Source organism: Tessaracoccus coleopterorum (assembly GCF_011174705.1).
In the GTDB taxonomy this organism is placed as follows: Bacteria; Actinomycetota; Actinomycetes; order Propionibacteriales; family Propionibacteriaceae; genus Arachnia; species Arachnia coleopterorum.
Window position 1 is genome coordinate 2,889,899 of record NZ_JAANIJ010000001.1, and the last position, 21,382, is coordinate 2,911,280.

22 protein-coding genes, 2 tRNA genes, 7 pseudogenes and 1 other annotated feature are annotated in these 21,382 nt (G+C 67.6%); of the genes and pseudogenes, 23 read left to right on the forward strand and 8 right to left on the reverse strand.

The window, feature by feature from the left end; all coding sequences use genetic code 11:
* Positions 1-74 precede the first annotated feature (74 nt).
* The 4 genes and pseudogenes from G7085_RS33170 to G7085_RS18665 form a co-directional block, all read left to right on the forward strand.
* A complete protein-coding gene (locus tag G7085_RS33170) occupies positions 75-737 on the forward strand; it encodes a helix-turn-helix transcriptional regulator (RefSeq protein ID WP_331715779.1) in 663 nt (220 codons plus the stop codon).
* 156 nt (positions 738-893) lie between these two features.
* A complete protein-coding gene (locus G7085_RS18655) occupies positions 894-2,033 on the forward strand; it encodes an ArdC-like ssDNA-binding domain-containing protein (RefSeq protein WP_231979702.1) in 1,140 nt (379 codons plus the stop codon).
* Positions 2,033-2,344, forward strand: coding sequence for a bifunctional DNA primase/polymerase (locus G7085_RS18660; RefSeq protein WP_197512059.1), 312 nt, complete (start codon positions 2,033-2,035; stop codon positions 2,342-2,344). The genes G7085_RS18655 and G7085_RS18660 overlap by 1 nt, the downstream gene beginning before the upstream one ends.
* A 5-nt stretch (positions 2,345-2,349) precedes the next feature.
* Positions 2,350-2,640 (forward strand): annotated as a pseudogene (locus G7085_RS18665) (transposase); the annotation flags it as partial.
* 14 nt (positions 2,641-2,654) lie between these two features.
* Here the strand turns inward: G7085_RS18665 and G7085_RS18670 are convergent.
* The 5 genes from G7085_RS18670 to G7085_RS33175 all read right to left on the reverse strand — a co-directional run bounded on the left by G7085_RS18670 (position 2,655) and on the right by G7085_RS33175 (position 5,456).
* On the reverse strand, positions 2,655-3,080 hold the full coding sequence (locus tag G7085_RS18670) for a hypothetical protein (RefSeq protein WP_197512611.1): 426 nt from the start codon (positions 3,078-3,080) through the stop codon (positions 2,655-2,657).
* Entirely contained in the window at positions 3,004-3,963 is a 960-nt protein-coding gene (locus G7085_RS27695; RefSeq protein WP_231979703.1) for a tyrosine-type recombinase/integrase, read from the reverse strand. Before G7085_RS27695 ends, G7085_RS18670 begins: the two co-directional genes overlap by 77 nt.
* The gene (locus G7085_RS18675) at positions 3,963-4,502 is read right to left on the reverse strand and encodes a hypothetical protein (protein WP_197512061.1); all 540 of its coding nucleotides are present in this window, start codon (positions 4,500-4,502) and stop codon (positions 3,963-3,965) included. The genes G7085_RS27695 and G7085_RS18675 overlap by 1 nt, the downstream gene beginning before the upstream one ends.
* Positions 4,499-4,723 carry a tyrosine-type recombinase/integrase gene (locus tag G7085_RS31125; protein ID WP_197512062.1) on the reverse strand — a complete coding sequence of 75 codons (225 nt, stop codon included), beginning with the start codon at positions 4,721-4,723 and terminating at the stop codon, positions 4,499-4,501. The genes G7085_RS18675 and G7085_RS31125 overlap by 4 nt, the downstream gene beginning before the upstream one ends.
* Positions 4,724-4,799: 76 nt before the next feature.
* Positions 4,800-5,456, reverse strand: a complete 657-nt coding sequence (locus G7085_RS33175; protein WP_331715780.1) for a tyrosine-type recombinase/integrase — start codon at positions 5,454-5,456, stop codon at positions 4,800-4,802.
* Positions 5,457-5,609: 153 nt separating this feature from the next.
* Positions 5,610-5,738: a sequence feature (AL1L pseudoknot), on the forward strand.
* On the opposite strand from G7085_RS33175, the pseudogene G7085_RS36485 reads away from it, so the two are divergent.
* From G7085_RS36485 to G7085_RS18720, 10 genes and pseudogenes are all read left to right on the forward strand, one after another.
* Positions 5,625-5,804 (forward strand): annotated as a pseudogene (locus G7085_RS36485) (IS3-like element ISMysp3 family transposase); the annotation flags it as partial. (Overlaps the previous feature by 114 nt.)
* Positions 5,805-5,954, forward strand: a pseudogene (locus G7085_RS35555) (IS3 family transposase); the annotation flags it as partial. It lies immediately after the preceding pseudogene.
* Between the two features lie 62 nt (positions 5,955-6,016).
* Positions 6,017-6,514 (forward strand): annotated as a pseudogene (locus G7085_RS35560) (IS3 family transposase); the annotation flags it as partial.
* A complete protein-coding gene (locus G7085_RS35565) occupies positions 6,429-7,388 on the forward strand; it encodes a DUF4192 family protein (RefSeq protein ID WP_408647228.1) in 960 nt (319 codons plus the stop codon). The pseudogene G7085_RS35560 and the gene G7085_RS35565, both read left to right, overlap by 86 nt.
* 172 nt (positions 7,389-7,560) lie before the next feature.
* Positions 7,561-8,367, forward strand: a complete 807-nt coding sequence (locus G7085_RS18700; RefSeq protein ID WP_197512065.1) for a hypothetical protein — start codon at positions 7,561-7,563, stop codon at positions 8,365-8,367.
* Between the two features lie 504 nt (positions 8,368-8,871).
* Complete coding sequence (locus tag G7085_RS18705; RefSeq protein WP_197512066.1) at positions 8,872-9,303, forward strand: type IV secretory system conjugative DNA transfer family protein; 432 nt, start codon at positions 8,872-8,874, stop codon at positions 9,301-9,303.
* An 84-nt stretch (positions 9,304-9,387) separates the two neighbouring features.
* Positions 9,388-9,828 (forward strand): single-stranded DNA-binding protein, encoded by a 441-nt coding sequence (locus G7085_RS18710; protein ID WP_197512067.1) that lies wholly within the window; start codon positions 9,388-9,390, stop codon positions 9,826-9,828.
* Positions 9,829-9,838: 10 nt separating this feature from the next.
* Positions 9,839-10,492 (forward strand): DUF4913 domain-containing protein, encoded by a 654-nt coding sequence (locus G7085_RS18715; protein WP_231979705.1) that lies wholly within the window; start codon positions 9,839-9,841, stop codon positions 10,490-10,492.
* Positions 10,493-10,984: 492 nt separating this feature from the next.
* The gene (locus G7085_RS33185) at positions 10,985-11,326 is read left to right on the forward strand and encodes a recombinase family protein (protein ID WP_331715782.1); all 342 of its coding nucleotides are present in this window, start codon (positions 10,985-10,987) and stop codon (positions 11,324-11,326) included.
* The gene (locus tag G7085_RS18720) at positions 11,218-12,471 is read left to right on the forward strand and encodes a recombinase family protein (protein ID WP_231979707.1); all 1,254 of its coding nucleotides are present in this window, start codon (positions 11,218-11,220) and stop codon (positions 12,469-12,471) included. The genes G7085_RS33185 and G7085_RS18720 overlap by 109 nt, the downstream gene beginning before the upstream one ends.
* On the opposite strand, the gene G7085_RS18725 is transcribed toward G7085_RS18720, so the two are convergent.
* Positions 12,464-12,539, reverse strand: a tRNA-His gene (locus tag G7085_RS18725). The two genes, G7085_RS18720 and G7085_RS18725, sit on opposite strands and share 8 nt — an antisense overlap.
* Before the next feature lie 530 nt (positions 12,540-13,069).
* On the opposite strand from G7085_RS18725, the pseudogene G7085_RS27715 reads away from it, so the two are divergent.
* Positions 13,070-14,391: pseudogene (locus G7085_RS27715) on the forward strand (DUF222 domain-containing protein).
* Between the two features lie 99 nt (positions 14,392-14,490).
* Here G7085_RS27715 and orn read toward each other — a convergent pair.
* Positions 14,491-15,135: pseudogene (orn, locus tag G7085_RS18740) on the reverse strand (oligoribonuclease).
* A 60-nt stretch (positions 15,136-15,195) separates the two neighbouring features.
* On the opposite strand from orn, the gene G7085_RS18745 reads away from it, so the two are divergent.
* The 3 genes and pseudogenes from G7085_RS18745 (at position 15,196) to G7085_RS27725 (ending at position 16,781) form a co-directional block, all read left to right on the forward strand.
* Positions 15,196-15,268: transfer RNA gene (locus G7085_RS18745), tRNA-Arg, on the forward strand.
* Between the two features lie 515 nt (positions 15,269-15,783).
* A pseudogene (locus G7085_RS35570) lies at positions 15,784-15,870 on the forward strand (LacI family DNA-binding transcriptional regulator); the annotation flags it as partial.
* Positions 15,871-16,382: 512 nt separating this feature from the next.
* Complete coding sequence (locus tag G7085_RS27725) at positions 16,383-16,781, forward strand: LacI family DNA-binding transcriptional regulator (protein ID WP_231979708.1); 399 nt, start codon at positions 16,383-16,385, stop codon at positions 16,779-16,781.
* Between the two features lie 13 nt (positions 16,782-16,794).
* Here the strand turns inward: G7085_RS27725 and G7085_RS18755 are convergent, their stop codons facing one another.
* A complete protein-coding gene (locus tag G7085_RS18755; RefSeq protein WP_197512069.1) occupies positions 16,795-17,325 on the reverse strand; it encodes a 2'-5' RNA ligase family protein in 531 nt (176 codons plus the stop codon).
* Positions 17,326-17,445: 120 nt separating this feature from the next.
* Here G7085_RS18755 and G7085_RS18760 point away from each other — a divergent pair, with 120 nt between their 5' ends.
* Genes G7085_RS18760 through G7085_RS18780 form a run of 5 tightly spaced genes read left to right on the forward strand, consistent with a single transcriptional unit; the run spans position 17,446 to position 21,263 of the window.
* The gene (locus G7085_RS18760; protein ID WP_197512070.1) at positions 17,446-18,492 is read left to right on the forward strand and encodes a PrsW family intramembrane metalloprotease; all 1,047 of its coding nucleotides are present in this window, start codon (positions 17,446-17,448) and stop codon (positions 18,490-18,492) included.
* On the forward strand, positions 18,426-19,871 hold the full coding sequence (locus G7085_RS18765; RefSeq protein WP_197512071.1) for a GTPase family protein: 1,446 nt from the start codon (positions 18,426-18,428) through the stop codon (positions 19,869-19,871). The genes G7085_RS18760 and G7085_RS18765 overlap by 67 nt, the downstream gene beginning before the upstream one ends.
* Entirely contained in the window at positions 19,811-20,356 is a 546-nt protein-coding gene (locus tag G7085_RS18770; protein WP_197512072.1) for a hypothetical protein, read from the forward strand. The genes G7085_RS18765 and G7085_RS18770 overlap by 61 nt, the downstream gene beginning before the upstream one ends.
* Positions 20,353-20,727 carry a hypothetical protein gene (locus G7085_RS18775; protein WP_197512073.1) on the forward strand — a complete coding sequence of 125 codons (375 nt, stop codon included), beginning with the start codon at positions 20,353-20,355 and terminating at the stop codon, positions 20,725-20,727. Before G7085_RS18770 ends, G7085_RS18775 begins: the two co-directional genes overlap by 4 nt.
* Positions 20,724-21,263, forward strand: coding sequence for a GTPase (locus G7085_RS18780; RefSeq protein ID WP_197512074.1), 540 nt, complete (start codon positions 20,724-20,726; stop codon positions 21,261-21,263). The genes G7085_RS18775 and G7085_RS18780 overlap by 4 nt, the downstream gene beginning before the upstream one ends.
* Positions 21,264-21,382: the final 119 nt, after the last annotated feature.

Consider the following 21,382-nt stretch of genomic DNA (forward strand, 5'->3'; position numbering starts at 1 on the left):
CAGCAAACGTCCTGTGCGGAAGCGAGCCTGAGGGCCACATCACCTTGACCACGATCCATGCGGATACGGACTATGTGATCGATCAGGTCTACTGGCAGCACGCTGGGCTCGTGCGGGATCGGCTTGATGCTCAGGACTTCGCGGCGACCATCTACGCCGAGCCAGCGCAGGTTCTCAGCCTCGGTGAAAGGCAGGCCGAGGCACTCACAACTTGGCTCGACGAGATGGTCGCGCTGAGCGCCGAGCGGCCCGTTGCTCGCTACTTCTTCCGGATGCAGGCCCTGTGGTTTTCCATAGCACACGTCATTGCCCCGTTCATCAAGGCGTCCCCGGTGCGGATATCAGCCGCCCGGCCGAGTCATGTCCGGCCAACCTTGCCGAGGGAACGACGGTTCGCTCCCATCAGGGAGGAGGCCCGCAGAGTTGCTGAGCTGTTGCGGACATCACCCGAGCGGCGATGGACTCTCGCCGCTTTGGCCATGGAAGTACACCTGTCGGCTGCTCAGCTAGGCAGGGTGTTCGTCGACGCCTTTGGCAAGACACCGCTCGCGTTCCTAACGATGGTGCGAGCCGAACGCTTGGCAAGGTACCTGCGCGAGACGGACCTCACTGTCACCGAGGCAATGTGGCGGGTCGGATGGCGCAGCCGAAGTCACGGCACGGAACTGTTCCGTCAGTACGTCGGACTGACGCCGGGTGCCTACCGACGACGCCAAGGGTCGTGTGGGCGCAACTGATGTACCCGATCTCGTCGTGTTCAGTGCCCGATTTCGGGACGTCTGTCTTCCCTAGGCCTCTCATAGCCGGTCGGTGATGTAGTCCGGTAGGGACTCGTCAGGTTCGTGTTGTCGCCTGGCGGTCTTGGTCGCACCCCTGGCCCGCCGTGCTTCTTGATGTTCCTGGCGTACCTCACGGTCACCGACGATCGGGTGATCTCGGCGGAGGGAAGGTCCAGGATGACTGCGACGGAGGAAGTACGAGCCAAGCGGGACGCGAAGCTCGATGAGCTGCACGAGAAGCTGACTGGCGCGGTGGAGACGCTGGTCTCCGGGCGGGACTGGGCCCGCGCGTTGGCGTTCGCGGCCCGGTTCCGATCGCGCTCGTTCAACAACACGCTGCTGATCTGGGTTCAGCACGAGGCTGCGTTCGAGGCTGGCCGGGTGCCCGGGCCGGTGCCGTCGTATGTGGCTGGGTATCGGCAGTGGCAGCAGCTTGGCCAGCAGGTGCAGAAGGGCCAGCCGGGTTACATGATCTTCGCTCCGGTGACCGGCCGGTTCGCCTCGTCGAATCCTGGTGATCCGTCGTCGTGGCGTCGTTTGGGTCCGCGCGAGAAGCACAAGGTCAACGAGGTAGTGCGCACGAAGATGGTGGGCGCTCGGCCCGCCTATGTGTGGGACGTGACGCAGACCGAGGGCGATCCGATCCCTGAGCCACTCGCACCGAAGCTGCTGGACGGCGAAGCCCCGCAGGGACTGTGGGATGGCCTGGCCATGCAGGTCGAAGCGTTGGGGTTCGAGGTGCTGCGTGTCCCGGATGACGGGCGGATCGGCGGCGCGGACGGCCTGACCGACTACGTCGCTCGGCAGGTATCGGTGCGTACCGATGTGACGGAGGTCAATCAGATCGCCACGTTGGCGCACGAGCTGGCGCATGTGCTGATGCACGACCCCAAGGATGAGGACGCTCGCCAGCATCGGGGTGTTCGTGAGGTGGAGGCCGAGAGCGTGGCGTTGATGGTCGGTGCTGCGCACGGGTTGGATACCAGTGGTTACACGATTCCGTATGTGGCGGGGTGGGCGTCGTCGGTCAAGGACGCTGAACCTGTGGAGGTCGTCAAGGCGACCGGTGAGCGGGTGCGGAGGACGGCGCTGGGCATCCTCGACCAGCTGGACACGTTCCAGGTCGCCGATGGCACGCCGCCTGGTCTTGCGCGTGATGTTCCCACTGCGGAGCCGAAGGCGCTGCATGTGCCGCCGCCGTCGGAGCATCGGCCGGCGGCGAGGGTGCCGGTGGTGGCGGGTCGGGGGTTGTGATGCCCGCGCGTGCCGACTTCACCAGGGCGTTGTTGCGTGCCAGTGGTGCTTCGACGCTGGCGGCGTCGGCCCGGCATCTCGCGCAGGTGGGGGTGCCGGTGTTCCCCTGCCAGCCGAGTGGGAAGCGTCCGCTCACGACGCGGGGGTTCCACGATGCCACCACCGACATCGGCCGGGTCGAGGCGTGGTGGTCGCGGACTCCGGAGGCGAACCTGGGTGTCCCGACTGGCGTGGTGTCGGGGATGGTCGTGGTGGATGTGGACGTGAATCGCCCCGGGTCTCGTGGAGGGTCTGAAATCCCGAGAGGATGAGACCTATGCCAGCACCGAGGAAGTATCCGCCGGAGCTTCGTGAGCGTGCGATGCGGCTTGTTGCCGAGGCCAGGAAGGAAGATCCGGAGCTGTCGCTGAACGCGGCGGTAGTCCGGATCGGGCAACGTGTCGGGGTCAACGCCGACACGTTGCGTGGCTGGTGCAAGCGGGCCGCGATCGACGCGGGCGAGCGCCCTGGGACGACGACCAGCGAGGCGCAGCGCATCAAAGCGCTCGAGGCCGAAGTGCGCGAGCTGAAGCGTGCGAACGAGATCCTGTTGGCGGCGTCCTCTTATGTGGGTGATCGCTGTCAAGCGGTGGCTTGATCGAGGCCTTCGAGGAGGTTGGTGTAGATCTCGGCGCGGCGGGTTTGGCCTTTGGCGCAGGCGTCGTCTCGTTGGGCGATGAGGGTGGGCCGGTGCTGCTGGGTGGTGAAGAACATGGGGCAGGTTTCGCAGATCGTTTCGTAGCGGCAATCGAGCTCGACGGGCCGGCGGCAGTAGCCGTTGCCCAAGAGTCGTTTGTTGACCTCCGCATGCAGGGCGGTCATGGCTGGCCCGGCGGCCTCGGCGGGCAGGACGGGGATGGCGGGCTCAGCATCTTGGTAGAGGGCTTCGATCTTGCTGGTGACTTGGAAGTACTGGTCGGCGACGGTGCGGTCACCGATGCGGGCGTAGACCATCGTCATCGACAAGTCGGCGTGGCCCAGTAGCGCGGCGATCGCTTCGAGGCTCATGCCGCGGTTGATGGCTTGGGTGGCAAGGGTGTGGCGCAGTTGGTGGGGTGGACGTGGCCGATGCCCGCGGCAGTGGCGGCTTTCTGGACGGCTTTGTCGACGCGGGTTGGTGGAATGGGTCGTCCGCGTTCGAGCAGGAGCAGGTCGCTGGCCTGCCAGGACGGGCGGTGGGCGATCCAGGCGTCGATGAGGGTTTTGAGGGCCGGGTCGAGGGGATGTAGCGGTCGGTGTGGAGTTTCCCGACCGGGGTGCGAAGCCAGTAGCCGGTGCCGATCTGGACGACGGCGTTGATGCGTAGTCCGAGTAGTTCGCCGCGTCGCATGCCGGTGCGGGCCAGGATCTGGATCATCAACCGGTCGAGTTCGTCGGGTAGCTGTGCGGCGGCGGTCATGAACGCGGCAGCACGGGCATCGTCGAGGAACTTGGGCAGTGGCTTGTCCAAGCGTGGACGGTCTTCGCGGAAGACCAGAGCGCCGGTGGGCAGGTCGGGATAGCTCCATTCGGTGATACGGGTGAAGAAGGTATGCAGGTGACCCATCCGCATGCCCAACGTGGTCTTTGACAACCCGGTCTGGCCGCGGTAGCCGGGTCGTTGATCAAGCCAGGAGCGGTAGTCCTCGATGTGGCAGCGCTGCAGGTCGGCGATGCGATTGACCTCGGGGTGGTGGGCGATGAGGTATCCGGCGAATTGCCGCAGGGTGGTCTCGAACAGTGTCACTGATGAGGGCCGTAGTGAGGCGTGGCATTGCTGCAGGTAGCGGCGCATCGTGGCAGCCATCACCGGAACATGGGTGGTGATCTGTTCCCAGTCGACCTCGGCGGCGCTGCGCGTCGCCCATGGCCGGCGGACAGCCGGTTGCGGTGCTTGCCCGCGGTGGAACATCACCGCATCCAGCCCGAACAGTGGCGTCGACAACCATCGGGCGGCGCGCTCGCTCGGGAGGCCATCACGGCATCGAAGTAGCTGGTGCGCGCCTGCTGGTAGGTCTGTGTGGTCAGGGCATCAGGGCTGGTGCCGGCGATCACGCAGATGCGCGCCAGATGGGACCACATGCGTCGGCTTTGTGCCGTGGTGAAGCCCAGCTCGAGGGCTTGGGTGGTGAATCTGTCGCGCTGCTCGGGATAGGCGTCAGCGATGTAGATGCCCCAGTGGCAGCATGACTGGGAGACGAAGTCCGGGGTGACCGGCAGGCTGCTGGCGATGGCGGCGTGAGCAGCGAACGACATCACCTCGGTGCGGACCTGGCGGCGTTGCTCGACGCTGGCGTGGTTCCAGCCGTCGAGATCACCGAACAGCCGACCGAAGCGCTGTGCCGCCAAGCGACGGCCCTTCGCCGACGCTGAGCTGGAAGCAGCCGCAATGTAGGAGGCCGTCACCTCCTCAAGAGCCGGACTGGTGCTGGTAGGGGCAACAGCGGTCATGGACGGGGCCCTTCCTCGATGGGTGGGTAGACGTCGCTCAACACCTGCATGGCGTCGCGGTACTGGTCAGCGAGCCAGTCGTTGGACAAGTGGAGGTAGATGCGGGTGGTCTCCAGGTTGGCGTGGCCGGCCTGGGCCTGAATCGCCTCCAAGGCCATGCCCGCCTCCCTCAGCCGGGTGAAGCATGTGTGACGCAGTTCGTGGCAGGTCGCGTGTCGCAACCCGCGCGACCTCGGGCCCCAGCAAGGACTTCGTCCAGCCCTGCTGCGCTCAACGGCATGCCGCGGCGGGGTCCCTTCAACACCACGAACACCAACCCGGTGTCACACTCCGGGGACGCTCGGTGGTCAGGTAGGCGGCCAGGTGGGTGAAGAACGCGTCGACGACCGGGACGATACGTTCGTGGCCGCCCTTGCCCTGGTGGACGAAGACCCGTCCATCGCCCAGCTGGATGTCGGCCAGACGCAGGCCCAGCACCTCACAGCGTCGCAGTCCGGCGTGCAGCATCAGCGTGACCATCGCCCGGTCCCGCTCGGTGCGCAACGCGCCCATCAACGCGACCGCCTCGCCCGGCGACAGCACCTGCGGCAGCCGTTTTGGAGCACGGACCAGCGGCGAGCCCCGCAACGACCGCGACCGGGGCGTCATCGACCGAGGAACCGGCTGCCGCTCACACACACCGCGGGCCAGCAGGTAGTCGAACAGCGAGGTGACCGTGGCCAGGCGGCGTTTGATCGTGGACGCCGCCAGGCCCTGCTCGCCGTCGACCAACCGGACCACGTTGCCGCCATGGCGAGGTTCACGCTGCTGCTCGATGAAAGCCAACACATCCGCCGTGCCCACCCCAACCGGTGGCTTGCCCACCACCGTGAAGAAGACCTTCAAGTCGAAGGCCTGCGCCAACACCGAATTGGGTCGCAGACGCGCCGCGGTGAACCTCAGATACTCGTCCACCCACTGCTCACCCAACCTGGGTGGCTGCCCTCCACGAAGACCAGCTGTGGCACGAACCCATCCATCACTGGCCCCAGCCACTCGAAGACACCACCATCGTCACCGCCGCATCGACGGCCTGCTTCATCGGGGTCCAGATCACCTACATATCAAGCCGTTTTTCGCGCGGGAGCTCGACCCGCGACTGCCGTGGTAGTTCAGTTCATCGACGATCATCGTGACCGGTTCGGGGTCGAGCCGATCTGCCGGGTGCTCACCGCGCGTGCCGTGCCGATCGCCCCGTCCGGGTACTACGCGTTCAAGAAGCGTGCGCCGTCGGCGAGAGCTATCGCGGACGCGGAGTTGATCGTGCAGATCGAGCGGGTGTTCTGGGACCGCAAGCTGGGCCGCGGGATCAGCGGAGCCCGGAAGATCTGGCGGCTGCTGCGCCGCGAGGGCATCATCGTCGCCCGTTGCACGGTCGAAAGACTCATGCGGGAGCAGGGGCTGCGCGGGGTCCGTCGTGGGAAGCAGTTCATCACCACGAGAGCGGACGGTGCGTCGTTCCGGCCCCGGATCACGTGCAACGCTGCTTCCGCGCGGACCGGCCGAACGAGCTCTGGGTCGTCGACTTCACGTATGTGCCGACGTGGTCGGGCATGGCATTCACCGCTTTCGTCACCGACGTGTTCTCGCGGAGGATCGTGGGCTGGCGGACCATGGACCGGATGCCGACCGATCTGCCCTTGGACGCGCTGGAGATGGCGCTCTGGGTCCGAGACCGGGCCGGTCAAGACGTCGCGGGAGTGATTCAGCACTCGGACGCGGGAGCTCAATACACCGCGATTCGCTACGCGGAGCGACTCGCGGACGTCGGCGCGATCGCGTCGATCGGGACGGTCGGCGACAGCTATGACAATGCCCTCGCCGAGAGCGTCGTCGGGCTCTACAAGACCGAGTGCGTGAAGATCGACGGCCCGTTCCGCACCGCCGATGAGCTCGAACTCGCCACGCTCTCCTGGGTTCACTGGTTCAACGAGAACCGCCTGCACTCATCGATCGGATACCTCACACCCATCGAGAAAGAGAACGAGTACTACCGTGAGAACAACCCCAGCACCAGCCGGCGCTGGGAGAACTCGCCCTCCACTAAACCCGGGCGATTCAGTCCTCAACCACACACCCGGCAGTTTCGCCGCGGTGCCGGCAGTAATCGCCGGGATCGCGGCCTGGGTCGCCGGCGACGGCGCCAGCGCCAACATCGCCCTGACCCGAGCACAAGCCGCCACCACCCGCCTCCGCGCGTCCGGGCCCGCCGAGTTGCTGGAAGCCGTCATCGACCAAGTGCTGCCGCCCTCGGCGTGGCCCTCAGTCCGAGGCCGGATCCTGGAACACGCCGGTCAGGCCGTTCACCACGCCCTCATCACCCACATCCGCGGCGCCCGGACCACCACCCGGCAGCCAACGCATTCGCGCCTGAGGCTGGCCGCTCGCGTCCAACGACGACGCACAGCGGCCCACGCTATAGGCCCCGGGCGCGCCGGTTGTGGCGCACCTGGTCGGCATGAGGAAACACACTCCCGAACCCGTGCCCATGCCGGTCACGATCCCGACCGTCCTGCTCCAAGTCCGCGCCGATGGCACCGTGGACGCCACCATCGAGGGCCACCCCTGCTCCCACCCGAAGGAGTCGGCCGGTGGCGGCGGTCATCGCTGCCGCAGATCATCGACCACGCCAGTAGCGACCGCACCATCCCCGTGCGGATCGAAGTCCACGAAGTCGACCAGACCGTGTTCACCGACATCATCAGCGCCCGCCCACCACGCCAACCCACGCCAACCGTCGAAACTGAGCCCGAGCCGGGACCCCGACGCGGCCGACGCGCACTCCCACCCCAGACGCCACGCCTGGTCGAAGTCAGCGGGATGGGTTCGTACCGGGCGAAGACGTAGCCGTCGCCGTCATCGTCGGCCACACCGACGCCACCGGAACCGGCCACGTCAGCGCCCTGATCGACCTCGACACCCTGCCCGACAGCGCCACGCACGAGGCGATCCTGCTCGGCCGCATCTCAGGAACCCTCGCCATGCGGCGGCTCCCATGACCCAACGACAGACCGGGAGCATGGGTGACGAACTCACCAACGCCGCCCTCATCGGCCTGATCGGCATCTTCTGCGTCGGCCTCGTCCTCCGCGCGTCCGGCACCATCACCGCGTTCCTAACTGGAACACCCCACCCCGCAGCGGGTGCAGCGGGCGGTATCGCCGTGCTGTTCAACCCCGCCGACCCCGCCACGGCGCTGGGCGCGGACGGACTCGACCCGGTCACCTACTGGCTCGTCAGCGCCGGCCTGCTCGGCGGACTCACCGCCACCGCCGTGTGGGTGTGGACCCTCCTGCGCCGTCAGACGCGCAAAGCCGAGGCCGACCCGCACCGGCTCGCCGGCGTCGCCACCAGCCACGAGGTCAAGACCACCGCCTCCGCCAAAGCACTCCTGCGCCGCGCCGGCACCCTGCGACCCTCCCTGGAGTCACCCAGACCGCACGATGTCGGCTACCTCCTCGGGACCAGCCGCGGCACGAAGGTCTGGGCGTCGGTCGAGGACTCGATCCTGCTGATCGGCCCACCCGCTCCGGCAAAGGCCTCCATGTCGTCATCAACGCGATCCTCGAGGCCCCGGCGCAGTCGTCACCACCAGCACCCGACCCGACAACCTCACCGCCACCCTCCGCGCCCGACAACGCAAGGGCGGGCCGGTCGCCGTGTTCGACCCCCAACACCTCGCCGAAGGCATCCCCGCCGGACTGCGCTGGTCACCGGTGCGCGGCTGCAACGACCCCTTGACGGCGATGATCCGCGCCAACGGCCTCGCCGCCGCCACCGGCCTGTCCGCCGGCGGTGTCGAGTCCGGCGGGTTCTGGGAAGGTAAGACCCGGACCGCGCTCCAAAGCCTGCTCCACGCCGCGGCGCTCGACGGTCGCCCGCCGGCGGAGTTGTTCAGATGGACTCTCGACCCCAGCGCCGCGTCCGAGGCCGTGGCGATCCTCAACTCACATCCGCACGCGGCGATGGGCTGGGACGACTCGTTGGCCGCGATGATCGACGCCGACCCCAAGACCCGCGACAGCATCTGGCAAGGCGTCTCCCTCGCCCTCGCCGCCCTGGCGGACCCACGCGTCCTAGATGCCGTCACCCCGGACCAGGCGAGACCTTCGACCCGAAGCCTTCCTCACCGAACACGGCAGCCTCTACTTGCTCGCGACCGGCGCCGGCGCCGGCGCATCCGCCGCGCTGGTCGCGGCGTTCGTCGAAGACTTGATCGAAACCGCCCGCAAACTCGCCGCCCGCTCACCCGGCGCACGGCTCGACCCGCCCTGCTCTTGGCCCTCGACGAGGTCGGCAACCTCGCACCCCTGCCATCCCTGCCAGTGCGATGGCCGAAGGCGGCGGCACCGGGATCACCACCATGCCCGTCCTGCAATCTCTCGCCCAAGCCCGCGACCGGTGGAGCGAACACCAAGCCGGCGCGATCTGGGACGCCTCCATCGTGAAGATCATCCTCGGCGGCGCATCCAACAGCCGCGACCTCCAAGACCTCTCCACCCTCATCGGAGAACGCGACGAATACACCGACTCAGTAACCCTCGGCGACCACGGAACCCGCTCCAGCCAGCGCTCCATCCGACGCGTCCCGATCCTGCCGCCCGACCGCATCCGCACCCTGCCCTTCGGTACCGGGATCACTCTGCTCCGTTCTGCGCCGCCGATCGTTACCGACCTGCGCGCCTGGCCGAGCCGTCCGGATGCAGCCCAACTCCGCCACGACCGCGACCAACTGGAAGCTCTCCTACGTCGGCCCTCCTGATACCGGCCGCGCGGAGCCGTCGGCGCACCTGCCTGACGCAGCGACCACGCGCAGCTGGTCGCCCGAGTGCAGGAGGGAAACCTGATGGCCATTCGCACGCATCAGTCGATATCGGGCTTCGTGGCGTCCGAGCCACAGCTCAGCTACACCGACCGAGGCGATGCTCGCCTCTACTTCAAGATCGGGATGGAGCACTACCGCAAGGAGCCGGACAACACCTACACGCAGCTGGAGACCTCCTTCCACGACGTCATCGCCTACCGGGGCGCGGCCGAGCAGGGCCACCTGCGACTCGCCAAGGGCGACAACATCATCGCCGACGGCCGAGTCCGCGAGTACTCCTACGAGCGCGATGGCCAGCGCTACGAAGGCGAGGAGTTCATCGCTACCCGCATCGGCCACGACCTCGCCCGAACCGACTACGAAGTGGACCGCGCGAACCGCCGTACCACGGCGCGCAGTTCGGCTGCCTTCGAGGCCCCTGTCGGAACCGCGCACTCCAGCGCTGCCGCGATGCAGATGTGAGGGGAGCGCGATGACCGATCAACTCCCGCCCGATCACGACGACGAGTTCCTAGACGACCGACCCACCGTGGCGAGCTTTGACATTCCGGAGCCGCCGCACCCCATCAACTGGAACCTGCTCACCGCCAACGACCTCGAAGCCGAACTCCTCGAACTGAACCGATGGGTCGACTGGCTCAGACACACCTACGGACTCCCAGCAAGCGTCATCCCACCGTACTGGCATCGCCACCCCGAGTTGGTGTGGGAACTTTCGGCACTCCACCTGCATTGGTTGTGTGCCTACGACCGCGACCAGAACGGTTCCGCACCGCTGGGCTGGCACCGCGACTTCGCCGACGCCCGCGCCCGGCTCCGCGATTGGGTGGCCACCTCCGGGACCCGCCTCGACCGCGACCGTCCGACCCGCCAGACGACTTGGCCCGGCGAAGACCCAGCCGCACCGCTCGAAGAGACCCCGATCGCAGATCGTGACGAGGACTTCGTTCGATATGTCCTTGACGAGGTCGCTGCCCGCGCCGAGGCAGAAGAAGCGTTCTATGCAGCGATCGACCCCGGACTGATGAGGTGTGACGATGGCGCGGAAGTACATCAGGAAGACAAACCAGCGGCCGCAGGGCGAGCGGGAACTGACCCTTCGCGCCGATCTCCACGATCCGCCTGATCTGGACAAGCTGACTGAACTGCTGATCCGGCTGGCACTCCAGCAGTCCGGGCAGCATCGCGCCGTGAAGCCGACACGACCGCCGCACCCCAGTGCGACAGGGGCAGCATCGACGTAGAATGGAGACGCTCCGCCGCGGGTGGCGGGTGTTGTGGTCCTAGCGCTTCGTCCTTGAGACGTGGCAACGCGAACGTGGCCGACTCGGCCTAGTCCTACAGCCTTCGGGCTCTTCTCACGATCAGCACCCACCGGCATTTCAGTCCGCGGCCGGAGACAGGACCAATGACTGTGGAGAAGAGCCATGACGATCATCGACGCGGACCGAACCGCGATAGACAGCCTGGTAGCTCCGGTACCGCTGGCCCGCGGTATCGCCGTTTCCTACTTGCGGGTATCCACCAAGGAGCAGGCGGAGAGGGCGGCAACGCCGAAGGCTTCTCCATCCCAGCTCAACGCGAGGCCAACCAGCGCAAGGCCGACCAGCTCGGCGCGATGATCGTCGAGGAGTTCGTAGATGCTGGTGAGTCCGCACGGAAGGCCGATCGTCCCGAGTTGATGCGGATGATCCAGTACGTCACCAGGCACAAGACGAACTACTGCATCGTCCACAAGGTCGATCGGCTCGCTCGCAACCGCGCCGACGACGTGACGATCCACCTGGCCCTCAAAGACGCGGGCGTCACGCTCGTGTCAGCCACCGAGAACATCGACGAGACCCCTCGGGCATGTTGCTGCATGGCATCATGTCGTCGATCGCCGAGTTCTACTCCCGCAACCTCGCCACCGAGGTCATCAAGGGGCTGTCACAGAAGGCAGCGCAGGGAGGCACGGTGACGAAGGCGCCCATCGGGTACCGCAACGTCGGTGTCCGCGACGACTACGGGCGAGAGATACGCACTGTCGAGATCGACGAGGAGCGCGCTGCCCTGGTGCGGTGGGCGTTCCAGGTGTTCGCCACCGGAGACTGGACGACGAGCCAGCTCCACCAGGAACTGGTCGCCCGCGGCTTGACCGCGCCGGCAACGCCACGGCGTCCGTGCCGGCCCATCGCAAAGTCATCGGTACATCGGATGCTGACCAACCCTTACTACAAGGGCAGCGTCCGGTACCAGGGCGTCTCCTATCCGGGGCTCCATGAGGCGATCGTGCCCAAGGAAGTCTGGTACCAGGTGCAGACAGTGCTCGGTACCCATCGGACAGCGGCAGATGCGACTCAGATCCATGACCATTACCTGAAAGGGACTCTGTTCTGCGGGCAGTGCGGTTCACGGTTGCTCGTGTCGAAGGCCAAGAACGGCCAGGGTGTCATCTACCCATATTTCGTGTGCGCCAGCCGTCACGGCGGCCGGGGCGACTGCACACGGCAAGCGATGATGATCGAACACATCGAGCACCTCGTCGAACGTCTCTACGACCACGTACAGATTGACAGTGAGACCCGACAAGCCTTGTCCTCGATGCTGCACACCAAGTTCGACCAGATGATGTCCGAGGGTGCCGTCGAGCTGGCAGACCTCGCGTCCCGCCGGACGCAACTGGAGGGCGAACAAGAGAAGCTGCTCCAAGCCCACTATGCGGGAGCGATTCCGCTCGATCTCCTCAAGAGGGAGCAAGACCGCATCACCAGCTCGCTGGAGACCATCGCGCACCGCATCGCGGCGCACCACGGCCAGTACGCGGAAGCGCGGGCGAACCTTGATGACTCACTGGAGTTACTGTCCAACGCCTCCGACATTTACGCCAATGCCGACAACGCGAACCGGAGACTGTGCAACCAGGCGCTGTTCAAGGCGATCTACGTCGATGAGGACAACGACATCCGCGTGGCCTACCAGAAGCCCTACACGGCGGTCGGTGACGCCGTACTACAGGCTGATGCGTTGACGTGGGCTGCCACGGCACGAAGGGCCGGCCAGGTTGGAACTTCCTCCAAGGGTGGACCCTTGGTCGAAAGTTTCAACCTGGCCGCGGTGGGGTGAGTAACGGGACTTGAACCCGCGACATCCTGGACCACAACCAGGTGCTCTACCAGCTGAGCTATACCCACCATCGTCGCCGCGAACGGCGACTCGGAAAGGATAGCGTACCCGCCGCGAACGTGGAAAATCAGGGTGCCGAGGGCGCCTGACGGCGGGATCAGTATCCGGGAGCCGACCGTACGTTCGGGTCTGGCGCAGGGGAGTGGCCACTATTTTCCGCCGGACCGATCAGAATCGGCTACTGGCCCATTTTTCCAGACAACCCGACCCCAATCACCCCCAAACGGTGATCGAATACCGAACCGGAATGACGGAATCGTACAAACCGTTGAACGGCAGCGGAACTCCCACCCAACCCGGAGCAGTACAGGCCGTTGACGAGCAGAGACGCCGAATAAACCAAAATCAAAAAGAATGAAAATAGTAGGCCCCAGGGTCTTGAATCACGTTTGATTAGGGCTATGCTTGGGGGATGGAGGACGTGGTGGTCGTCGAGCGGGTGATGGGCCTTTCAGCCCACGCCGCGGACATCGCCGCGTGGGCCGATCACCTCCCCGACCGGGAATGCGCCGACGCTGCCGACTCGATCGCGCAGATGATGGACCAGCTCGCAGGCCTACGCCTCTCCCTCCTGCATCGCGCCAGCCTGAGTGCCCCACCTGCCGCGTTCAACGCGGTCACCCATGTCCATGAGACGAACAAGGTCACCCGCCGCGAGGCCCTGGCCCAGTGCAGACTCTCCGGGGAACTCGCGGATCGGTTCGCGTTGATCGGGCAGGCGTTGCGGGACGGGGTCATGTCGTTGACGCAGGTGCAGGCGGTCGTGCGGGTGCTGCGGCACTCCCCGCTCGGTGTCGACGACGTGACCCGGGCGCAGGAGTTGTTGATCGCGCATGCGGACAAGTTCGACCCCGTCGACCTGGCCGAGATGGCCCGCCGGGTCGCCGAACTGCTGGACCCGGAGGCCGCGGAGGAGCGGGAGGCCGAACGCCTCGACCGCGAGGATCGGATCGCCTCGCAGGAACGGTTCCTGACCGTGGAGCCCGATCATCACGGATCGATGCGGATCGCGGGGAAAGTCACCCCCGTGGTCGGAGCGACCCTGCTGACGCAACTGGATGCGTTGTTGCCCTCTGCCGCCTCCTACAAGGGTGGGCCGGTGCCGTCGAAAGCGGCGCGGAGGGCGGATGCGTTGGAACGGTTGCTGGGGTCGCTGCCGCCACCGGCGACCTCCCGGATGATGGCGGGGACCGGCCGCGGGTGATCGTCACCATGTCGTATGACACGTTGGTCGATGGGATCGGGCACGCGACCCTGACCGCGACCGGTGAACAGGTCACCCCGGCCAATGTGCGGGCCCTGGCCTGTGATGCGGGGATCCTGCCTGCGGTGTTGGGGTCGGTGTCGCAGCCGTTGGATGTGGGGCGGGAGAGCCGCACAATCCCGAAGCCGATGCGGATGGCGTTGAACCTGCGCGACAAGGGGTGTGTGTTCCGCGGCTGTGACGTCGGCTACGCCGCCTGCGATGCGCATCACACGGTTCCGTGGTGGGCAGGCGGTCCCACCGCGCTGACCAACCTTGCCCTGTTGTGTTCGTTCCATCACCGGGTGGTCGAACCGGATCCGAACAAGTCACCGGAATACAAGTGGCTGCTGGTCATCGATCCCGAGGACGGGCTCCCGGTCCTGTATCCACCGATCACGATCGACCCACAACGCCGACCACTGCGCCACAAACGACACGAAGTACCCGGCAAGGTCCTCCCATTGCTGGACTCCGAACCGATCGAACCGAAGGTGCGGGAACTCTCCCCGGTGTGGCGCCTCGAGAGACCCCGAGACACGAACCCGACGGTCAAGGGACGAGTCTGCCCCGACACGGACCCGGGAACCGAACCCCTGGCACCCCGACGGGTGTGACGATGCCGGCGTCGAGGCCGGTGGCGCTGTGAGTCGGTCGGTGCCGGCTCCACGGTGGGAGCCGAACCCGTGGCACCCCGAGGAAGCCAGGCTCGGGTCTCAGCCCTCCTGAGCGGTGGGGTCCTGCTCCTCGGTGCCGTTGCCGCCCGTGAGCGACCCGCCGTGCCGCGCCGCGATCGCGCGGAGGTCGGCCTTCGACGGCCCGGGGGTGCCACGAACATCGCCTCGCGGTAGTAGCGCAGTTCCTCGATCGACTCCTGGATGTCGGCGAGCGCCCGGTGGTTACCGACCTTCGCGGGGGCGTGGTAGTGGATCTTCGGGAACCAGCGGCGGCCAGCTCCTTCAGCGACGAGACGTCGACGTTGCGGTAATGGACCCACGACTCGAGCTCCGGCATGTCCCGTGCCAGGAACGCCCGGTCGGTGCCGATCGTGTTGCCGGCCAGAGGGCCTTCCGCTCCACCGGGACGTACTCCTTGATGTAGTCGAGAGCCGCCCTGGTGGCCTCCTCCATGGAGACCCCGCCGGCCAGCTCCTCGAGGAGCCCCGACCTGGTGTGCATCTCACGGACGAAGTCGCCCATGTTGGCCAACTGCTCGTCGGTCGGCTTGATGAGGATGTCGACGCCGTCCCCCAGGACGTTCAGGTCACCGTCGGTGACGAGCACCGCCACCTCGACAAGGGCGTCGTTGACCAGGTCCAGCCCGGTCATCTCGCAGTCGATCCACACCAGATTTTCGCTCATGGCCACCAACTTAGGCGTCGGGATGGCTTCTCTGCCACCGGGCTAGAATGTTCCCGGCCCGGCCCCGTGGCGCAATGGATAGCGCAACGGCCTTCTAATCCGTCGGTTGCAGGTTCGAGTCCTGCCGGGGGCGCCGAATGGACACCCATGCGCGTCGTCCGCTCCCGCGGCAAGGCGTGCCTACAGGCGACTTCGCTCACCCTCGCTGCGCGATATCCGGGGAGTGAGCGGGTTGTGTGCGCGTTTGACGGAGGAGGGGTTGCCGGGATCGTTGACCTTTCTGCGTGGGGTCCACGGTGGTCTCGCTCGAGAAAAATTGCCTCAAATGCAGTCTGACAAGGGGTTAAAGGGCTTCTTCCTGGGAGGTGCTCGCCAAGGGCTTGTGCGCCGTTGCAGGACCCCTGTCTGGAGCCGGTGCCGATTCTGGTCTATGCCGCACTCACGACGACTGATAGCGATTACAGTTCGCAGCGGGTCCCGTGTGAGCGTCACCGTGCGAGGCCCCCGATGTTTCAGGCGTGCAGCAGAGTTGCCCGGAGGCTGGAACGACAATAATTGGTTTCGATGCAGACTCCGTGCCTGCAGGGGCCACCGCCTGAAAGGACAAGGATGCCAAGCCAGACCGGCCACTCGGATCGGCTCAAGCCGATGGACCGCCGTCCCACGATCGATGACGTGGCGCGGGCGGCAGGGGTATCCCGAGGCACCGTGTCCCGGGTCCTCAACGGAGGGCACTGGGTCAGCCCGGACTCCCTGGCCGCGGTCAATGCCGCCATCCGCAAGACGGGCTACCGGATCAACCCACACGCGAGGAGCCTCGCCACGGCGCGGGCCGGATCGGTCGCGTTCCTCCTGACCGAGTCGCAGAACCGTCTCTTCGAGGATCCCAACTTCGCGGTGCTGATGCGGGGAGCCGCCAGTGGCCTGGCCGAGCACGACATCTCGCTCGTCATGCTGCTCGCGGGCACCGAGGCCGAGCAGCGGCGGGCCATCAACTTCATCACCGCGGGCCACGTCGACGGCGCGCTGCTGATCTCCTCACACGCCAGCCACCAGCACCTGCTGGGCGAACTCGTCTCCGCCCGGGTCCCCGTGGCGTCGATCGGCGTTCCCCTCGGCTTCGAGCGCACCATCGGGCATGTGTCCGCGCAGGACAGTGTCGGCGCCGCCGACGCGGTCGCCTACCTGCAGCGGATCGGGCGCTCCCGGATCGCCACCATCGCCGGCTCCCAGGACACCGGCGGGGCATGGCCCGCCTCCGCGGGTACAAGGAGCAGGTGGGGTCGGTCGATCCGTCGCTCATCGAGGAGGGCGACTTCACGTGGGACTCCGGTGCCGAGGCGACCCGCCGGCTCCTCGAGCGCGCCCCCGACATCGACGCCATCTTCGCGGCCAACGACCTGATGGCCGCCGGTGCCATTGCCGTGCTGAACGAGCAGGGCAGGCGGGTTCCCGAGGATGTCGCCGTCGTCGGCTTCGACGACTCCAGCGTGGCCCTCGCGACCACCCCGCAACTCACGACCCTGCGCCAGCCGTTCGACCGGGTCAGCCGTGAGGTCGTCCGCCTCCTGCTCGAGGTGATCGACGGCCTGGCACCTGCGGCGATGTCGCTCCCGCTCGAACTCGTGGTCCGCGGCAGCGCGTAAGACCTGAGACGGGTCAGCCCTCCAAGTCCCAGTTCGCGAGCTCGGTCCAGTCGAAGGTGCCCACCTCGGGGCGCACCGTGACGGACACGAGGTGAACCCGCGACACGGGGACGGTGCCGATTGGTCCCGATCCGGCGAGTCGGGCCTCCACACCGGCATCGTCGACGGCGCCCGTCGCGTAGGCGAGCGTCACGTGCGGTGCGTGTGGCGCGGGGGGCAACGGCCGGTCGTCGAACCCGGCAGCCGCCCCGCGCACTGCCGCCACCAGGGCATCCCATCCGGTCGACGGCGCGCCGGTGCAGGTTACGGAGGTGGGTTCGAGCCGGGCATCCCCGACCTGCAACTCGAAGGCGGGCACCCGCTCGAGTGCTGCGCCGATCCGGTCGCACAGGCGGGTCAGCTCGGCCTGCCCGAGGTCGTCGAACTGGGGGAGCCTCGCGACGGTGAGGTGCAGCCATGCGCGCGGCTGCCGCGGGAGCGACCCGAGCCCCTCCAGCCGGAGCGACACCTCCTCCAACCGGTCGGCGACGTCGTCGTCGGGCAACGCGTAGACGTGGAGGGCGCCGTCATTGTGGGCCAGGGGTCATCGCGTCGAAGAAGCTCTGCATGGATGCCACCGTATCGGCGGGGTGGCGTCCGCGTGGCCCGCTACGCTGGGCCCATCATGACTGACGCCGGGATCTCCAACCGCCTGCGGGTGCTGCACGGGCTGCCCAGGGTGGCGACGCAGAGCTCAGACCCGCGGCAGTGGTACGCCGACGCGAAGGTGTGGGGGAGCCTCGCCGCCATCGCCGCGATGGTTGTCGCGGCCCTCCTCCTGGGGCAGTGGCGGCACTATGTGCTGACGCACCCGGCGGCCTGGATCTCGATCGTCGTCGCCGGCCTGGGGCTCGGCCTCTTCCTCAACTTCACCCGCCCCGGCCGCTGGACGCGTGGCCAGCCGATCTTCTGGCTCACCTTCATCCTGCTCCCGCTGTACTTCGCCGGGCTCTACAACGAGTACTGGCTCCTCCACCCGGATCAGGTGTTCGAGGACGGCTCGAAGTCACTGGGCATCACCAACGAGGCGATACTGATCGGGGCGAAGTTCGCGCTGCCGACGGCGGCCGTGTACGTGACGCTGTTCATCTGGCTCGACCGCTTCCGTCCGTCGCAGCCGCTGGTGTGGCTTCTGACCTTCGGCTGGGGCGCCGCTGCGTCGACGTGGTTCTCGATCCACGTCAACACCTGGATGGGGCAGGCCATGGCGACCCGCGAGGCCAACGCCGACTCCGGGGCCCGCTCGGCGGTCTTCTCCGCGCCGTTCGTGGAGGAGTTCGCGAAGGCGACCGTGCTGGTGCTGCTGGTGATCCTGTGGCGCAACAGGATCGTGTCGCGACTCTCGATCGTCGCCCTCGCCGGGCTGTCCGCCGTCGGCTTCGCGTTTGTGGAGAATATCCTCTACTACTCGCGGGTCTGGATGCAGGCCACCAACGACATCTCGATCGCCAACCCCACCGAGACCCTCGTCCAACTCGTTCTGCTCCGCGGCGTCTACACCTCCTTCGGGCACCCCCTCTTCACCATCATGACGGGGGCCGGGCTCGCGATCGGGCTGGGCGCCAGGAGCAAGCTCGTGCGGGTGATGGCCCCATCGGCGGCTTCATGCTGGCCTGCTTCGGGCACATGCTCTTCAACGGGTTGTCCTCCACCAATCCCATCGAGGCGCTGATGGTGCCGTGGTACCTCGCCCTCGCGCTCGTCGGCGTCATCACCATCTCGCTGATCGTCAGCGTCGTCGGCAACGGGCAGGTGATCCGGGCCCGCCTCACCGACTATCAGCGCGCCGGCTGGCTCACCCCGCGCGAGGTCGAACTGTTCGGAGGCCCGCTGCGCCGCACGAAGCTGCTGGCGATGTCGGTGCTCCGCGGCCCGAAGACGTGGTGGTACACCACCAGACTCGTGCGCCGCTACACCGAGCTCGCCTACCTGCGCGACAAGATGGTGCGCGGCACCGTCGGCGCGCCGGGCGACGACCGCGCACACGAGATCCTGCACGAGATCGAACATCTGGGAACCCGCGCCCTGAACGACTACGCGGGCCTGCCGATCATCCCGAAGAGGAAGAAGGGACACGTGGAACCGCCGACACCACAGGACGACCCTGGCAGCCGCACCCCAGCTACCCGCCGCCCACGGTGCCCGGCCCCGCCGGCGTGGGCGGCAACTGGCCGGCGCCGCGGTGACCGGCGCCCAGCAGCTCGCCGAGGCCTTCCGAAACCTCGACGCCACGATCCCCACTGCGCAGTTCCCGCTTCCCCTGGAGGGTGCGGAGTCGCTCCGCTCGCTCGCGGGCTCCATCGGCAACCAGGTGCGCGACTACCTGCTTCCCCGGGCCACCCGACTCGACGCCCCCTGCTCGCCGTGGTCGGCGGGTCGACGGGCGCCGGCAAGTCGACGCTGGTCAACTCGCTGCTGCGGGCCGAGGTCACCAGGCCCGGCGTCCTGCGCCCGACCACCAAGTCGCCCGTGCTGGTGTGCCACCCCGACGACGAGGCGTGGTTCCGCTCCGAGCACGTGCTGCCCGACCTGGTGCGCACCGACACCCAGCTCCACGACTCCCGCGCGCTGCACATTGTGGCGTTCCCCGACCTGCCACCCGGCCTCGCCCTTCTCGACGCGCCGGACATCGACTCCGTCGACGACGCGAACCGGTCACTTGCCGGGCAGTTGCTGCTGGCCGCCGACCTCTGGCTCTTCGTCACCTCCGCCGCCCGCTACGCCGACGCCGTCCCGTGGGCGTACCTGGCGTCGGCGGCCGAGCGGAACATCGTCGTGTCCGTCGTCGTGAACCGCTGCCCACCGGGCGCCCTCACCGACGTCGCGGGCACCTCGCCCAGATGCTCGCCGAGCGCGGGCTCGGGGCCGCGAAGCTGTTCGCCGTACCCGAACGGGCCCTCGCCGGCGACGGTTTCCTCCCGATGGGAGACGTCAGCGGGATCAAGCAGTGGCTCGGCGGCCTCGCCGCGGCCACCGAGGCCCGGGCCCAGGTGGCCGTCCAGACCCTGGCCGGGTCGGTCAGGTCGCTCGACCCCCAACTCTCCGAACTGATTGACGGCGTCGCCCGCCAGGGCGAGGCCCTCGCCGAGTTGCGCGTCTCCGCGGAGGCCGCCTACCGCGACGCCGCCGGAGAGGTGGCCCGTGCCGCGAGCGACGGAACCATGCTGCGCGGCGAGATCCTCAGCCGATGGCAGGACCTCGTGGGTACCGGCGAGTTCATGCGCGGAATTGAGGAGAAGATCGGCGCGATCCGCGACCGGATCACCGGCTGGTTCCGCGGCGAGCCGAAGGTCGAGGCCGTCCAGGTTGCCATCTCCGACTCGCTGTCCGCGGTCCTCGTCGAGGCCGGGGAACTGGCTGCCGAGACCACGGCCGGTGCGTGGTCGCGCACCCGCTGGGGCCGGGAGATCATCGCCGCCGAGCCGTCGCTTGCCCGCGCCTCCGACGGCTTCCACGAGGCCGCCGCCGAGGCGATCCGCGCCTGGCAGTCCGACATTCTGCGCCTCGTCGAGGAGGAGGGCAGGGCAAGCGGATGAAGGCGCGGTTCCTGGCCATCGGCACCAACCTGGCGGGCGCGGCCCTCATCATCGTCGTGTTCTCCCTGACCGGAGGGCTCACCACCGCCGAGGTCGGCATCGCGGGCGGCACCTCGCTGCTCGCCCAGCGACTCCTCGAGGCCGTGTTCGGCGAGGACGAGGTACGGCGCCTGGCCGCGGAGGCCCAGCGGCTGCTGCGGGACCGGGTCGACGCCGTGCTCGCGACCGAACTCGCGCGCCACGAGGCCGTCCTGGCGCAGCTCGCGGTCAGCCCTGACGCGGCCGACCGGCTCTCCTCGGCAGCCGACCGGCTGCGCACCGCGGCGAAGGCCGCGTTCGACGATCTCACCGCACCGGAGCTCACCCGATGACCACGACAGTCGACAAGCTCGACACCCTCTCCGAGGTCGTCGACCTGGTGCAGGGCCGGGTGCCCTCCGAGGTCGAGGGCGAGGCCCGCCGCGTGCTCGCGCACGCCACCCGTCGCCTCGCGGCCGGGCCGCAGACCACCGTCGCCCTCGCCGGAGCGACCGGATCGGGCAAGTCGAGCCTGTTCAACGCCATCTCGGGCACCCTGCTCGCCGAGCAGGGCGCGCGCCGCCCGACGACATCGCGGACGCTTGCGCTGAGCTTCACCGCGAGCAACCCCGCGCTGCTCGACCTGCTGGCGGTCGAGCGCCGCCACGAGGCGCAGCCGCCGACCCCGACTTCGCCGACCTGGTGCTCCTCGACCTCCCCGACCACGACTCGACGGCGGGTGCGCACCGCGCGGAGGTCGACCGGATGGTCGGGTTGGTGGACCAGTTCATCTGGGTGCTCGACCCGCAGAAGTACGCCGACGCGGCCATCCACAAGCGCTACCTCCGCCCGTTGGCCAGGCACCGCGACGTCATCACCGTCGTGCTGAACCAGGCCGACCTGCTCTCGCCGCGACAGCTCGACCAGTGCCTCCAACACATCCGCACGCTGCTCGACGCGGACGGACTGACCGGCGTCCCCTGCTTGCCACCAGTGCGGTCACCGGGC